The sequence below is a fragment of the Pseudomonas sp. BLCC-B112 genome, from assembly GCF_028550695.1.
GTDB lineage: Bacteria > Pseudomonadota > Gammaproteobacteria > Pseudomonadales > Pseudomonadaceae > Aquipseudomonas > Aquipseudomonas danubii.
The window spans coordinates 1-15,096 of record NZ_JAQQGK010000016.1 but is presented as its reverse complement, the minus strand read 5'-3'; the positions used below and the strand labels follow the sequence as shown (position 1 = coordinate 15,096).

Here is a 15,096-nt window from a genome sequence, read left to right as displayed (position 1 = left end):
ACACTTTATAAGTGCACCAAACGCAACAATTAACCCTATTGACCGTAGGAGCTGGCTTGCCAGCGAAGGGGCCATCAAGACCGCTTTCGCCGGCAAGCCGGCGCCTACGAAGAGGTCGGCTGGGCTTCTTGCCAGGTGGCCTGGCAGGAGCTGCGCAGGGTTTCGCGGAACCACTTGTGCGCCGGGTCCTTGTCGTAGCGCGGGTGCCAGGCCTGGGTCAGGACCAGGGTCGGCAGGGAAATCGGCAGGACAAAGGAGCGCAGACGCAGGCCCAGGCGCGATACGCTGAGCAATGTTTCCTGGGGCACCGGCAGGATCAGGTCCGAATCCGGCAGCATGAACATGGCGGCGTGAAAGCCCGGGGCAATCAGCGGCACTCGACGCTCCAGGCCCAGCTCCGCCAGCGCCGTATCGATCGGCCCACGGGCAATGCCTCGACGCGACATGCTGATATGGGGAAACGCGGCAAAACGCTCGGCGGTGATGTCTTCGTCCAACAATGGATGGCCTTCACGCACCAGGCCGACAAAGGCCGTGGTGAACAGGTTCTGCACCTTCACTTCCGGGGTCAGGGGCCGGGTGTTGCTGATCCGCAGGTCAATGCGCCCCTCCCGCAGGGCCTCGTCATCGCCATCGCCTTCCGGCACAAAGCGCAGCTCGCACAAAGGCGCCTGACGCTCCAGGGTGTCGATGAGGCGACCGCCATAGACGCCGACGAAAAAGTCGTTGGCGCGCACATTGAAGCGCCGCCGCAACGACAACAGGTCGACCTGGTCCGCCGAGCGAAACAGCAGCGCCGCCTGCTCCACCAGATCACGCACCTGGCTGCGCAGCTCCAGGGCCTTGGGGGTGGGCACCAGGCCACGCCCGGCACGCACCAGCACCGGGTCGCCCAGGGCTTCGCGAATCCGCGTCAGGGTCCGGCTCATCGCCGCAGGGCTGAGGTTCATGCGTCGTGCGGCGCCGACTACGCTGCCCTCGTCCAGCAGGGCATCGAGGGCGACCAGAAGGTTCATATCCGGGAGTTGCATGCTAAGCACTCATGGCGGAGCAGGATTGATTCGAACGCAATGCTAGCAGGCTTGCCATCCGGAGAGATGAGAAAGATCAACCCTTGCCCGTGATGCGGGGCACAGCAACGCCAGCCCCCAGGCCGGCGAAGACGACCTTGAGGACATATTCGCAGCCAGCGTCAGGCAATGAGGGTGATCAGCGCTCTTGCAGGGCTTCAGCGCGGGCGCGGATGATCGGCTTGAGCAGGTAGCTGAGGACGCTTTTCTTGCCGGTGATGATGTCCACCGAGGCGACCATCCCGGGGATGATCAGCAGCGGTTTTTCATCGGTGCCCAGGTGGCTGCGGTCGGTGCGCAGCTTGATCATGTAATAGGTGGTTTTCTTGTCTTCGTCGGTGATGGTGTCGGCACCGATCTGCTCCAGGCGGGCCTTGAGGCCGCCGTAGATGGTGTAGTCATAGGCGCTGAACTTGACGATCGCTTCCTGCCCCGGGTGCAGGAACGCGATGTCCTGGGGACGGATCTTGGCTTCCACCAACAGGGTGTCGTCCAGGGGCACGATCTCCACCATGTCGCTGCCCGGCTGGATCACGCCACCGATGGTGTTGACCATCAGTTGCTTGACGATACCGCGCACCGGCGAGGTGACCAGGGTCCGGCTGACCCGGTCTTCCAGGGCCTTGCCGGTGGCGCTGGCCTTGTTCAGTTCGGTGCGCGCCTCGTTGAGCTGGGTCAGGGCCTCGCTGCGGAACTTGCCGCGGGTTTCATCGATCTTGCGCTGCACTTCCTTGATCGCCGATTCGGCACGGGGAATCGCCAGGGTGGTGGCGTCCAACTGGCCGCGGGTTTCCACTTCGGCACGCTTGAGCCGCAGCACTTCCACCGGTGATACCGCGCCCTGGGCCACCAAAGGCTCGGACATGGCAATTTCCTGGCGTTGCAAGCCCAGCTGCTGACGGTACTGAGCCTGCTTGGAGGTGAACTCGCGCAGCTCCTGTTGCTTCTGGATCAGCTGTTCCTGGAGGCCGCCGATTTCGTCATGCAGTTGCTGGCGACGACTTTCATAGAGGGACTTTTCGCTGGCGGCCTGGCCGGGGACTTCCTTGAGCACGTCCTCGGGGAAATTCAGCGCCCGGTCATCGACCTCGGCGCTCAGGCGCTCGACCCGCAGCAACATGGACAGGCGCACAGTCTCGGTCTCGCCGACGTTGGACTGGAAGCGCGTGTCATCCAGGCGGATCAGCGGCGCTCCGGCCTCCACCACCTGGCCTTCCTTGACGTACAGCTCGGAGACAATGCCGCCTTCCAGGTTCTGGATCTTCTGCACCTTGGACGACGGAATGGCCTTGCCCTCGCCTTTGGTCACTTCGTCGATGACCGCGAAGTTGGCCCACAGCACCAGGAACAGGAAGAACGCGATGATGCCCCAGATGGTCAGGCGAATGACCCGAGGCGCATCTTCGATCAGGGCCTTGTTGACCTCAGGCAGCGGCTGCCCCTGAAGAGAATCGGTGCCTTTGAAATAGCGGCGGATCGAGTCCTTGAATCCCGACTTAAGCAACACTGATCTGCCCCTTCTTCAACGCTTCCATCACCACCGCTTTCGGGCCATCGGCCAGGATCTGTCCACGGTCCACCACCAACAACCGATCCACCAGCGACAACAGCGACGCCCGGTGAGTAACCAGGACCACGGTCTTGTTCTGCACCACTGACTCCAGGCGCTGCTTCAGGCGTTCTTCACCGGTGTTGTCCATGGCGCTGGTGGGCTCGTCGAGCAACAGGATCTGCGGGTTGAGCAACAGGGCACGGGCCAGGGCGACGTTCTGACGCTGGCCACCGGACAGGTTCTGTCCACGCTCGCCCACCTGCAATTCATAGCCTTGCGGGTGCAGCCGGGCAAATTCGTGAACCCCCGCCAGTTCGGCGGCTTGCAGCACCAACTCGTCTTCAACGTAGCGGGCACCGGAGGTCAGGTTGTCCCGCAGGGTGCCGGCCAGCAGCTGGATGTCCTGAGGCACGTAGCCAATGTTATGGCGCAACTCGCTGACATCGATCTGGCGGATGTCCACGCCGTCCACCAGCAAGGCACCGGAATCGGGCTGGTAAAGCCCTACCAGCAGCTTGGCCAGGGAGCTTTTGCCCGAGCCGCTGCGGCCGATGATGCCGACCTTCTCGCCTGGCTTGATCACCAGATTGATGTTCTTCAGCGCCGGGTTCTGCTGCCCCGGGTAGGTGAAATTCAACAGCCGGCATTCGATGGCGCCCTGCAGCACGCTGCGGCTCAGGGGACGCTCGTCGAAATTGCGCTCCTGAGGCAGTTCCATCATCTGGTCCACTGAGGTCATGGTGACGCGGGCCTGCTGGTAGCGGGTCAGCAAGCCGGACAGCGAGGCCAGCGGGCTCAGGGCCCGGCCGCTGAGCATGTAGCAAGCGATCAGCCCGCCCATGCTGAGGTTGCCGTCGATGATCTGGTACACGCCGAAGATGATCATGATCACCCCGGCCAGTTGCTGGATCAGCAAGGTGATGTTCATCGCCAGGCTGGAGAGCATCTTCACCCGCAGTTCCAGGCGGCTGAGGGTGCCAATGGTCTGCTCCCATTGATACTGACGCTCGCTTTCGGCGTTGTTGACCTTGACCGCGTCCAGCCCGGCCAGGGTTTCGATCAGGCTCGACTGACGCTCGGCACCCAGGGCCATGGTTTTCTCCATGGTCGCCACCAGGGGCTTCTGCAAGGCGTAGCCGATACCCAGGGCGATGGGGAACGCCAGCACCGGGATCCACACCAGGTGCCCGCCCAAGATGGCGATCACCAGGAAAATCAGCAGGGTGAACGGCAGGTCAATGAGGCTGGTGAGGGTCAGGGACGCGAGAAAATCCCGCAGACTCTGAAACTCATGGATGTTCTGGGCGAAGCTACCGACCCGAGCCGGGCGGTACTTCATGGCCATGCCGACGATGCGCTCGAACAGCGTGGCGGAAATGATCAGGTCGGTTTTTTTCCCCGCCAGGTCCAGGCACAGGCTGCGCAGACTCTTGAGGATCAGGTCGAAAATGTAGGCGCCCATGATGCCAATGGACAGCACCCACAGGGTCGAGGTGGTCTGGTTGGGGACTACCCGGTCGTAGACATTCATCACGAACAGCGGCGCGGCCATGGCGATGATGTTGATCAGCAGGCTCGCGGCGATGGCGTCGGCATACAACCAGCGCGAACGCTTGAGGGTGTCGCGGAACCAGGAGCGGGCCCGGGGAATCAGCGATCCGTGATTGACGTCGAACTTGTGCTGGGGCTGGGCAAAGAACACCTGGCCGCTGTAGTCGTCGGCCAGTAGCTGGCGATTGACGCAGACTTCACCGCCGTCGCTTTCGCTGAGCAGCAGCCGTGCCTGGTCCTCACCCTGCCAGCCCAGAAGCACGGCGCTGCGGCCGTCCTTGAGCAATAGCAGGGCGGGCATCGCGATGGTCGGAATCTGCTCGAGCTTGCGACGCAAAACGCGCCCCTGCAGCCCGGCCCGGGCCGCCGCACGGGGCAGCAGCTCGGCGCTCAAGCGCTGTGACGGCAATGGCAGACCCGTGGTCAGCATGGCCGCACTGGCGGGCTTCTGATGCAGGAAGCAAAGGGTCAGCAGCCCATCCAGCAAGGGGTCGTCATGCATGCCGCGCGGATCATGACTGAGTTGCACACGACTGACTTCTGGTTCCACGCTGGACACTCTTGGCTGGCAATAGGATGAAAGTAGCTCAATTCATCCCAGGCAGCTGGACCTTGGGCTTCGCATCGTTCTGCACGACCGAAGCCATAGGTGCGACCACTCCCTGGCTCTTGAGCAACTCGCCCATGGTCGCCTTGATTCGATACTGAGTAAATAACTGAATGTTCTGGATCTCGGCCAAACGCCGGGAGGCGGTGAACAGTTCGTTTTCACTGTCGAGCAAGTCCAACAGGGTACGTTCGCCCAGACTGAACTGCTTCTGGTAGGCGGTGCGCACCGCCATGCTGCGATCAACATATTGCTGGGCGATCGGCACCTGGGCGTTGGCATTGTTCAAGGCGTTCCAGGCCAGGCCCAGTTCTTCGTTCAGTACCCGCAGGGCGTTGTTGCGGATATCCAGCGCCTGGTTGGACTGGTAGGCCTTGGACTCCAGATCGGCCTTGTTGCTGCCGCCGGCGAACAGGTTGAAGCGCATGCGCAACATGGCCTGCCATTCATTGTTGTGGCCGTTCTGACCGTCGAGGTCGTTGTCGGCGGTGCGTCCCAGCTCAGCATCGAAGCGTGGGTAGAACGCCGATTTGGCGGCGTCGTACTGCTTCTCGGCAGCGACAATGTCGGACTCGGCGGAGCGCAGGATCGGGCTGTTTTCCAGCATCTGACGGCGGGCCTCATCGAGGTTGGCCGGCAGCATCGCCATAAAACTGGCAGGGCGTTCCAGTTGATCCGGCATCTGCCCTACCGCACTCAGGTAGTTGGTCTGGGCGTCGGCCAGGTTGGTCTGCTCGGTGATCAGGTTGTTGCGGGCCTGGGCCATGCGCGCTTCGGCCTGGTCAAGGTCGGCGCCACTGCCCACGCCACGCTGGGTGCGCAGTTTGATCTGGTCGTAGATGCGTTCGTGATTACGCAAATTGTCTTCTGCCAGTTGCACGAATTGACGACGGGTCAACACATCCAGGTACACCTGGGCCACGGTCAGCGCGGTGCGCTCGGAAGTACCCAGCAGGGAATAAGCCCGAGAGTTGACGGTGGCTTGTTGACGCCCCACTTCGCTGGACGTGGCAAAACCATCAAAAACCATCTGTTGGAGACGTAAACTTGACTCGCTACGGTTCAGGGTTTCCCAGTGATTGTTGCCAGTGCCCGCACGAGTGCTAGGGTTATCTGTGCCTTCACGGCCGTAGCCAGCAAGCATATCGACGCGTGGCAAGTAGCCACCCTTGGCGGCTTTAAGTTGATAGTCGGCGGCTAGACGGCTGTTTACCCCGGCTTGAATTTCCGGGTGCACATCCAGTGCTTTCTGCATGGCTTCGGGGAGTGTTTGTGCCTGCACGAAGCTGGCAGCTAAGGCGAATGGCAGGGCCTTGAACAGGTGAAAACGCATGGTAAGAATTTCCCTCGGACAGCATGTCCAGAAACACGTCATAACGTGGCGTCACATCGAATGATTGCAACCACAACGACCGTCCGTCGGAAAGTTCAAACTAAGAACTGATTCACACACTTCAAGTCAGGTTACTGCACGAATATCAATGTGACATTAATTCGGCGATTGTTTAGGATGGCACCCAGAAGGTCAATAGTTTGGCATAAAGTTAATCCCGAAAAAATCTAGCCAAAATATTGACGGCTATACTGTCAAATACCCGTTCCCAATTACACAGCAATGTACCTCCAGACTGAGTTGCGGCCCGCGCCCAAGCCGGTACATGGATGTCAACTGAGCGGTACACCGGAGAGTCCCCAATGAGCAGTGTTGTTGCCATCGTCAAAAGCATTGTCGGTCAAGTTTTCGTAGTTTCCCCGGAAGGAATCCGGCGCGTACTCATCGAAGGCGACCGCCTGTTCGTGGGTGACCAGGTGGATACCGGCCCGGCAGGGGCCGTTACCCTGGAGTTGACCGACGGGCGTACCCTCGACCTTGGCCGCGACACTCAATGGAGCGGTGCCGCACCGGACTCCAGCACCGACCTGGCCCAGGCCAGCGCGCAAGCCGCGCCATCGGTGGCTGAACTGCAGCAGGCCATTGCCGCCGGTGTCGACCCGACCACCGACCTGGAAGCCACCGCTGCCGGCCCGTCCGCAGCAGGTACGGGCGGTGCCGCCGGGGGCGGCCATAGCTTCGTCCAGCTTGAGGAAACCGCTGGCCGGGTGGACCCGACCATCGGCTTCCCGACGGCCGGCCTGGGGCTGGCCACTTCGGCCCAGGACAACACTATTGGCGGGCTGACCAACAACAATGGCCTGGCCAATGGCAACGGCAGTGGCAGTGATTCGCTGCGTCCGGCGACCCTGACCCTGGGCGCCACCCCGACCATCACCGAAGCCGGTGGTGTGCTGGTGTATACCGCCACTCTGACCCAGGCACCGCTGACCGACCTGACCGTCACCCTGTCCAATGGTGCGGTCATCGTGATCAGTGCGGGCCAAACCACTGGCAGCGTGCAGGTCCCTCTGGCGCCCCAAGACAACGTCTACATCGACCCCGGCCAGATCAGCGTGAGCGTGACCGGCACCGCTGGCGGCGGTGGCCTGCTGGTGACCGTCAATCCAACCCCGGCGGTGACCCAGATCACCGACACTATCGACACCACCACCGTCACCCTGACAGCCGATGCCAACGTCACCGAAGGCGGACAGATCACCTACACCGCCACCCTGACCAACCCGGCGCAAACGCCGGTGACCATTACCCTGTCCAACGGTTCGGTCATCACCATCGAAGCGGGCAAGTCCAGCGGTTCGATCGACGTCGCGGCCCCGGTCAACGATGTCTACAAGAACGGCAGCACCATCGAGGTCGGCATCACCAAGGCCGAGGGCGGCAACTTCGAGAGCCTGGTGCCCAGCACCGACAAGGCCGTGACCACAGTCACTGACACCATTGACGATACCGGCCTGAGCCTGTCGGCCACCGGCACCGTGGCCGAAGGCGGCTCCATCGTCTACACCGCGACACTGACCAATCCTGCTGGGACTCCGGTCACCGTGACTCTGAGCAACGGTGCAGTGATCACCATCGCCGCTGGCGCCACCACTGGCACCGCCACCGTGGCCGCACCGGCTGATGACGTCTATAAGGACGCGGGCAAGGTCGAAGTCACCATCACCAAGACCGATGGCGGCAACTTCGAAAACCTGGTCACCAATCCAGCGCCTGCCGTGACTGATGTCACCGACACCATCGACACTTCCACCGTCAGCCTGACCGCCACTCCGAGCGTCGCCGAAGGTGGAACTGTGGTTTACACCGCGTCGGTTACGGCTCCGGTTACCGGCTCGCCGGTCGTGGTCACCCTGTCCAACGGCCAGACCATCACTATTCCAGTCGGTGAATCCTCCGGCACCGTGAACTTCACCGCGCCAAACGATGCACTGGCTGGCGGTAGCTCTCTGAGCACCACCATCACCAAAGCTGACGGTGGTAACTACGAGAAGCTGGAGATCAACGACAAGCCAGCTGAAACCTCGGTTACCGATACTCCGGATACCACCACCCTTAGCGTGACTGCTACCGATACCGTGGCCGAAGGCGGTTCGATTGTTTACACCGCGACCCTGACCAACGCTGCCGGTACTCCGGTCACCGTGACCCTGAGCAATGGCGCGGTAATCACCATTGCTGCCGGTGCCACTTCCGGCACCGCCACCGTCGCGGCACCAGCCGATGACGTCTACAAAGATGCCGGCAAAGTCGAAGTCACCATAACCAAAGCCGATGGCGGCAACTTCGAAAACCTGGTCACCAACCCAGCGCCGGCTGTGACTGATGTCACCGACACCATCGACACTTCCACCGTCAGCCTGACCGCCACTCCGAGCGTTGCCGAAGGTGGAACCGTGGTTTACACCGCCTCGGTCACCGCTCCGGTTACCGGCTCCCCGGTTGTGGTGACCTTGTCCAACGGACAGACCATCACTATCCCGGTTGGCGAATCCTCTGGCACCGTGAACTTCACCGCGCCAAACGATGCACTGGCAGGCGGCAGCTCCCTGAGCACCACCATTACCAAGGCTGACGGTGGTAACTACGAGAAGCTGGAGATCAACGATAAACCCGCTGAAACCTCGGTTACCGATACGCCAGATACCACTACCCTGAGCCTGACGGCCACCGATTCTGTGGCCGAAGGTGGCTCGATCGTTTACACCGCAACACTGACCAACGCCGCTGGCACTCCGGTCACGGTCACACTCTCCAACGGTGCCGTCATCACCATCGCGGCAGGCGCCACTTCGGGGACTGCCACCGTTGCCGCTCCTGCAGACGATGTTTACAAGGATGCCGGCAAAGTCGAAGCCACCATCACCAAAGCTGACGGCGGCAACTTCGAGAACCTGGTCACCAACCCAGCTCCGGCTGTGACTGATGTCACCGACACCATCGACACTTCCACCGTCAGCCTGACTGCCACTCCGAGCGTCGCCGAAGGCGGCACAGTGGTGTACACCGCGTCGGTTACGGCTCCGGTTACCGGCTCGCCGGTTGTGGTGACTCTGTCCAACGGTCAGACCATCACTATTCCAGTGGGCGAGTCTTCCGCCACGGTGAACTTCACCGCGCCGAACGATGCCCTGGCTGGCGGTAGCTCTCTGAGCACCACCATCACCAAAGCGGACGGTGGTAACTACGAGAAGCTGGAGGTCAGCGATAAGCCAGCTGAAACTACAGTCACTGATACCCCGGACACCACGACGCTGAGCCTCTCGGCCACCGACTCCGTGGCTGAAGGCGGCTCCATTGTCTATACCGCGACACTGAGTAATGCGGCTGGTACGCCGGTCACCGTAACCTTGAGCAATGGCGCGGTGATAACCATTGCTGCCGGTGCCACTTCCGGCACCGCCACCGTCGCAGCGCCGGCCGATGACGTCTACAAAGACGCCGGCAAAGTCGAAGCCACCATCACCAAAGCGGACGGTGGCAACTTCGAGAACCTGGTTACCAACCCAGCGCCAGCCGTCACTGACGTCACCGATACCATCGACACTTCCACCGTCAGCCTGACCGCCACCCCGAGCGTTGCCGAAGGTGGAACCGTGGTGTACACCGCATCAGTTTCGGCACCGGTAACCGGCTCTCCGGTTATGGTGACCCTGTCCAACGGTCAGACCATCACCATCCCGGTCGGTGAATCCTCCGGCACCGTGAACTTCACCGCGCCTAACGATGCACTGGCAGGTGGCAGTTCCCTGAGCACCACCATTACCAAGGCTGACGGTGGTAACTACGAGAAGCTGGAGATCAATGACAAGCCAGCTGAAACCTCGGTTACTGATACGCCAGACACCACCACACTGAGCCTGAGTGCTACTGACTCCGTGGCCGAAGGCGGGTCCATCGTTTACACCGCTACGCTGACCAACGCCGCTGGTACTCCGGTCACTGTGACCCTGAGCAATGGCGCGGTAATAACCATTGCTGCCGGTGCCACTTCCGGCACCGCCACCGTCGCAGCCCCAGCCGACGACGTTTACAAAGACGCCGGCAAAGTCGAAGCCACCATCACCAAAGCCGACGGTGGCAACTTCGAGAACCTGGTCACCAACCCAGCTCCGGCTGTGACTGATGTCACCGATACCATCGACACCAGCACCGTTTCGCTGACCGCTACGCCAAGCGTCGCTGAAGGCGGCACTGTGGTGTACACCGCGTCGGTCACAGCGCCAGTGACTGGCTCGCCAGTAGTAGTGACCCTGTCCAACGGTCAGACCATCACCATCCCGGTCGGTGAAAGCCAAGGTTCGGTGAACTTCACTGCACCGAACGATGCCCTGGCTGGCGGCAGCTCTCTGAGCACCACCATCACCAAAGCTGACGGCGGCAACTACGAGAAGCTGGAGATCAGCGATAAACCCGCTGAAACCTCGGTTACCGATACTCCGGATACCACCACCCTTAGTGTGACCGCTACCGATACCGTGGCTGAGGGCGGCTCGATCGTTTACACCGCAACACTGACCAACGCCGCTGGCACTCCGGTCACGGTCACACTCTCCAACGGTGCCGTCATCACCATCGCCGCTGGCGCTACTTCGGGGACTGCAACCGTTGCCGCTCCTGCGGATGATGTTTACAAGGATGCCGGTAAGGTCGAAGTCACTATCACCAAGGCAGACGGTGGCAACTTCGAAAACCTGGTCACTAATCCAGCGCCTGCGGTCACCGATGTAACTGACACTATCGATACCAGCACCGTTTCGCTGACCGCTACGCCAAGCGTCGCTGAAGGCGGCACTGTGGTGTACACCGCGTCGGTCACCGCGCCAGTGACTGGCTCGCCAGTAGTAGTGACCCTGTCCAACGGTCAGACCATCACCATCCCGGTTGGCGAAAGCCAAGGTTCGGTGAACTTCACTGCACCGAACGATGCCCTGGCTGGCGGCAGCTCCTTGAGCACCACCATCACCAAGGCTGACGGCGGTAACTACGAAAAACTGGAAGTCAGCGACAAGCCGGCTGAGACCAGCATTACCGATACCCCGGATACAACGACGTTGAGCCTCACCGCCACCGGCTCCGTGGCCGAAGGCGGGTCCATCGTTTACACCGCGACCCTGACCAACGCGGCTGGCACGCCAGTCACTGTGACCCTGAGCAATGGCGCGGTGATCACCATCGCCGCAGGCGCCACCACTGGCACCGCCACCGTCGCAGCCCCAGCCGATGACGTCTACAAAGACGCAGGTAAGGTTGAAGCCACCATCACCAAAGCTGACGGTGGCAACTTCGAGAACCTGGTCACCAACCCAGCTCCGGCCGTCACCGACGTCACTGACACTATCGATACGTCGACTGTCAGCCTGACCGCGACCCCGAGCGTCGCCGAAGGTGGAACCGTGGTTTACACCGCGTCGGTTTCGGCTCCGGTTACAGGCTCACCAGTCGTCGTCACCCTGTCCAACGGTCAGACCATCACTATCCCAGTTGGCGAAAGCCAAGGCTCGGTGAACTTCACCGCACCCAACGACGCTCTGGCGGGCGGCAGCTCCTTGAGCACCACCATCACCAAAGCGGACGGTGGTAACTACGAGAAGCTGGAGGTCAGCGATAAGCCGGCTGAAACTTCAGTCACTGATACCCCGGACACCACGACGTTGAGCCTCACCGCCACCGGCTCCGTGGCCGAAGGCGGGTCCATCGTTTACACCGCGACCCTGACCAACGCCGCTGGCACACCAGTCACCGTGACCCTGAGCAACGGCGCGGTGATCACCATTGCCGCAGGCGCCACTTCAGGCACCGCCACAGTCGCCGCTCCGGCTGACGACGTGTACAAAGACGCCGGCAAAGTCGAAGCAACCATCACCAAAGCTGACGGTGGCAACTTCGAAAACCTGGTCACCAACCCAGCTCCAGCGGTGACTGATGTCACCGATACCATCGACACCAGTACCGTTTCACTGACTGCTACGCCAAGCGTCGCTGAAGGCGGCACCGTGGTGTATACCGCATCGGTCACCGCTCCGGTTACCGGCTCTCCGGTTGTGGTGACTCTGTCCAACGGACAGACCATCACTATTCCGGTTGGCGAATCGTCCGGCACCGTGAACTTCACTGCACCGAATGACGCCCTGGCTGGCGGTAGCTCTCTGAGTACCACCATCACCAAAGCGGACGGTGGCAACTACGAAAAGCTGGACATCAACGACAAACCCGCTGAGACCAGTGTTACCGATACGCCGGACACCACGACGCTGAGCCTGTCGGCCACCGACTCCGTGGCCGAGGGCGGCTCCATTGTCTACACCGCTACCCTGACCAATGCTGCAGGCACTCCGGTCACCGTGACCCTGTCCAACGGTGCAGTCATCACCATCGCCGCTGGCGCTACCTCGGGTACAGCCACCGTCGCCGCACCGGCTGACGACGTGTACAAGGATGCGGGCAAGGTCGAAGTCACCATCACCAAAGCTGACGGCGGCAACTTCGAGAACCTGGAAACCAACCCAGCGCCAGCCGTCACCGATGTCACCGACACCATCGATACCTCGACGGTGAACCTGACGGCGACTTCAAGCGTGGCCGAAGGCGGTACCGTGGTGTACACCGCGTCTGTGTCGGCGCCGGTGACCGGCTCGCCAGTTGTAGTGACCCTGTCCAACGGACAGACCATTACCATCCCGGTGGGCGAATCGTCCGGCACCGTGAACTTCACCGCACCCAACGACGCACTGGCAGGCGGCAGCTCCCTGAGCACCACCATTACCAAGGCTGACGGCGGCAACTACGAGAAGCTGGAGATCAGCGATAAACCTGCTGAAACCTCGGTTACCGATACGCCAGATACCACTACCCTGAGCCTGACGGCCACCGATTCTGTGGCCGAAGGTGGCTCGATTGTTTACACCGCCACGCTGACCAATGCTGCTGGCACACCAGTCACCGTGACCCTGTCCAACGGTGCAGTCATCACCATTGCCGCAGGCGCCACCACTGGCACCGCCACCGTCGCGGCCCCGGCCGATGACGTGTACAAAGACGCTGGCAAGGTTGAAGTCACCATCACCAAAGCCGACGGCGGCAACTTCGAGAACCTGGTTACCAACCCAGCGCCAGCGGTCACCGATGTAACTGACACTGTCGATACCAGCACCGTTTCGTTAACCGCTACACCAAGTGTCGCTGAAGGCGGCACCGTGGTTTACACCGCTTCGGTTACGGCTCCGGTTACCGGCTCGCCGGTTGTGGTGACTCTGTCCAACGGACAGACCATCACTATTCCGGTTGGCGAATCGTCCGGCACCGTGAACTTCACCGCGCCTAACGATGCACTGGCAGGCGGCAGTTCCCTGAGCACCACCATCACCAAAGCTGACGGTGGTAACTACGAGAAGCTGGAGATCAATGACAAGCCAGCTGAAACCTCGGTCACCGACACACCGGACACCACCACCCTTAGCGTGACTGCCACCGATACCGTGGCAGAAGGCGGTTCGATTGTTTACACCGCGACCCTGACCAACGCTGCCGGCACTCCGGTCACCGTGACCCTGAGCAACGGCGCGGTGATCACCATTGCCGCAGGCGCCACAACTGGCACCGCCACCGTGGCGGCACCGGCCGATGACGTCTACAAGGATGCCGGTAAAGTCGAAGTCACCATCACCAAAGCCGATGGCGGCAACTTCGAAAACCTGGTCACCAATCCAGCTCCGGCCGTGACTGATGTCACTGACACTATCGATACCAGCACCGTTTCGTTAACAGCGACCCCAAGCGTCGCCGAAGGCGGCATCGTCGTTTACACCGCGTCTGTGTCTGCGCCAGTGACCGGTTCGCCAGTTGTGGTGACCTTGTCCAACGGTCAAACCATCACCATTCCAGTCGGTGAATCCTCCGGCACCGTGAACTTCACCGCGCCGAATGACGCCCTGGCTGGCGGTAGCTCTCTGAGCACCACCATCACCAAAGCCGACGGTGGTAACTACGAGAAGCTGGAGATCAACGACAAGCCAGCTGAAACCTCGGTTACCGATACCCCGGACACCACTACTCTGAGCCTGAGTGCTACTGACTCGGTAACAGAAGGCGGATCCATCGTTTACACCGCGACCCTGACCAACGCTGCAGGGACTCCGGTCACTGTGACCCTGAGCAACGGCGCGGTGATCACCATTGCTGCCGGTGCCACTTCCGGCACCACCACCGTCGCAGCGCCGGCCGATGACGTGTACAAAGACGCCGGCAAAGTCGAAGCCACCATCACCAAAGCGGACGGCGGTAACTTCGAGAACCTGGTCACCAATCCAGCGCCTGCGGTCACCGATGTAACTGACACTATCGATACCAGCACCGTTTCCCTGACGGCGACTCCGAGCGTCGCCGAGGGCGGCATCGTCGTTTACACCGCGTCTGTGTCTGCGCCAGTGACCGGTTCGCCAGTTGTGGTGACCTTGTCCAACGGTCAAACCATCACCATCCCAGTTGGCGAAAGCCAAGGTTCGGTGAACTTCACCGCGCCGAATGACGCCCTGGCTGGCGGTAGCTCTCTGAGCACCACCATCACCAAAGCGGACGGTGGTAACTACGAGAAGCTGGAGGTCAGCGACAAACCGGCTGAAACCTCGGTTACTGATACACCAGACACCACGACTCTGAGCCTGAGTGCCACCGACTCCGTGGCCGAAGGCGGGTCCATCGTTTACACCGCGACCCTGACCAACGCTGCTGGTACTCCGGTCACTGTGACCCTGAGCAATGGCGCGGTGATCACCATTGCCGCTGGCGCCACTTCCGGCACCGCCACTGTTGCGGCGCCTGCCGACGACGTCTACAAGGATGCCGGCAAAGTCGAAGCCACCATCACCAAAGCCGACGGCGGTAACTTCGAGAACCTGGTCACCAACCCAGCACCTGCCGTGAC

General features: G+C 61.4%; 5 protein-coding genes. 1 reads left to right on the top strand and 4 read right to left on the bottom strand.

From position 1 onward, the window contains the following. Positions 1-104 precede the first annotated feature (104 nt). The 4 genes from PQT43_RS29265 to PQT43_RS29250 all read right to left on the bottom strand — a co-directional run bounded on the left by PQT43_RS29265 (position 105) and on the right by PQT43_RS29250 (position 6,113). Positions 105-1,031 carry a LysR family transcriptional regulator gene (locus tag PQT43_RS29265; RefSeq protein ID WP_102862548.1) on the bottom strand — a complete coding sequence of 309 codons (927 nt, stop codon included), beginning with the start codon at positions 1,029-1,031 and terminating at the stop codon, positions 105-107. A gap of 178 nt (positions 1,032-1,209) precedes the next feature. After that, a complete protein-coding gene (locus tag PQT43_RS29260; RefSeq protein WP_253085816.1) occupies positions 1,210-2,577 on the bottom strand; it encodes an HlyD family type I secretion periplasmic adaptor subunit in 1,368 nt (455 codons plus the stop codon). Continuing rightward, on the bottom strand, positions 2,567-4,723 hold the full coding sequence (locus tag PQT43_RS29255; RefSeq protein ID WP_102882663.1) for a type I secretion system permease/ATPase: 2,157 nt from the start codon (positions 4,721-4,723) through the stop codon (positions 2,567-2,569). The genes PQT43_RS29260 and PQT43_RS29255 overlap by 11 nt, the downstream gene beginning before the upstream one ends. A 37-nt stretch (positions 4,724-4,760) precedes the next feature. Continuing rightward, positions 4,761-6,113 carry a TolC family outer membrane protein gene (locus PQT43_RS29250; RefSeq protein ID WP_253085815.1) on the bottom strand — a complete coding sequence of 451 codons (1,353 nt, stop codon included), beginning with the start codon at positions 6,111-6,113 and terminating at the stop codon, positions 4,761-4,763. Positions 6,114-6,475: 362 nt separating this feature from the next. Between PQT43_RS29250 and PQT43_RS29245 the strand changes: the two genes are divergently transcribed. Continuing rightward, positions 6,476-15,096, top strand: an 8,621-nt coding sequence (locus PQT43_RS29245) for a retention module-containing protein (RefSeq protein WP_272755383.1), incomplete at its 3' end; no start/stop codon positions are given.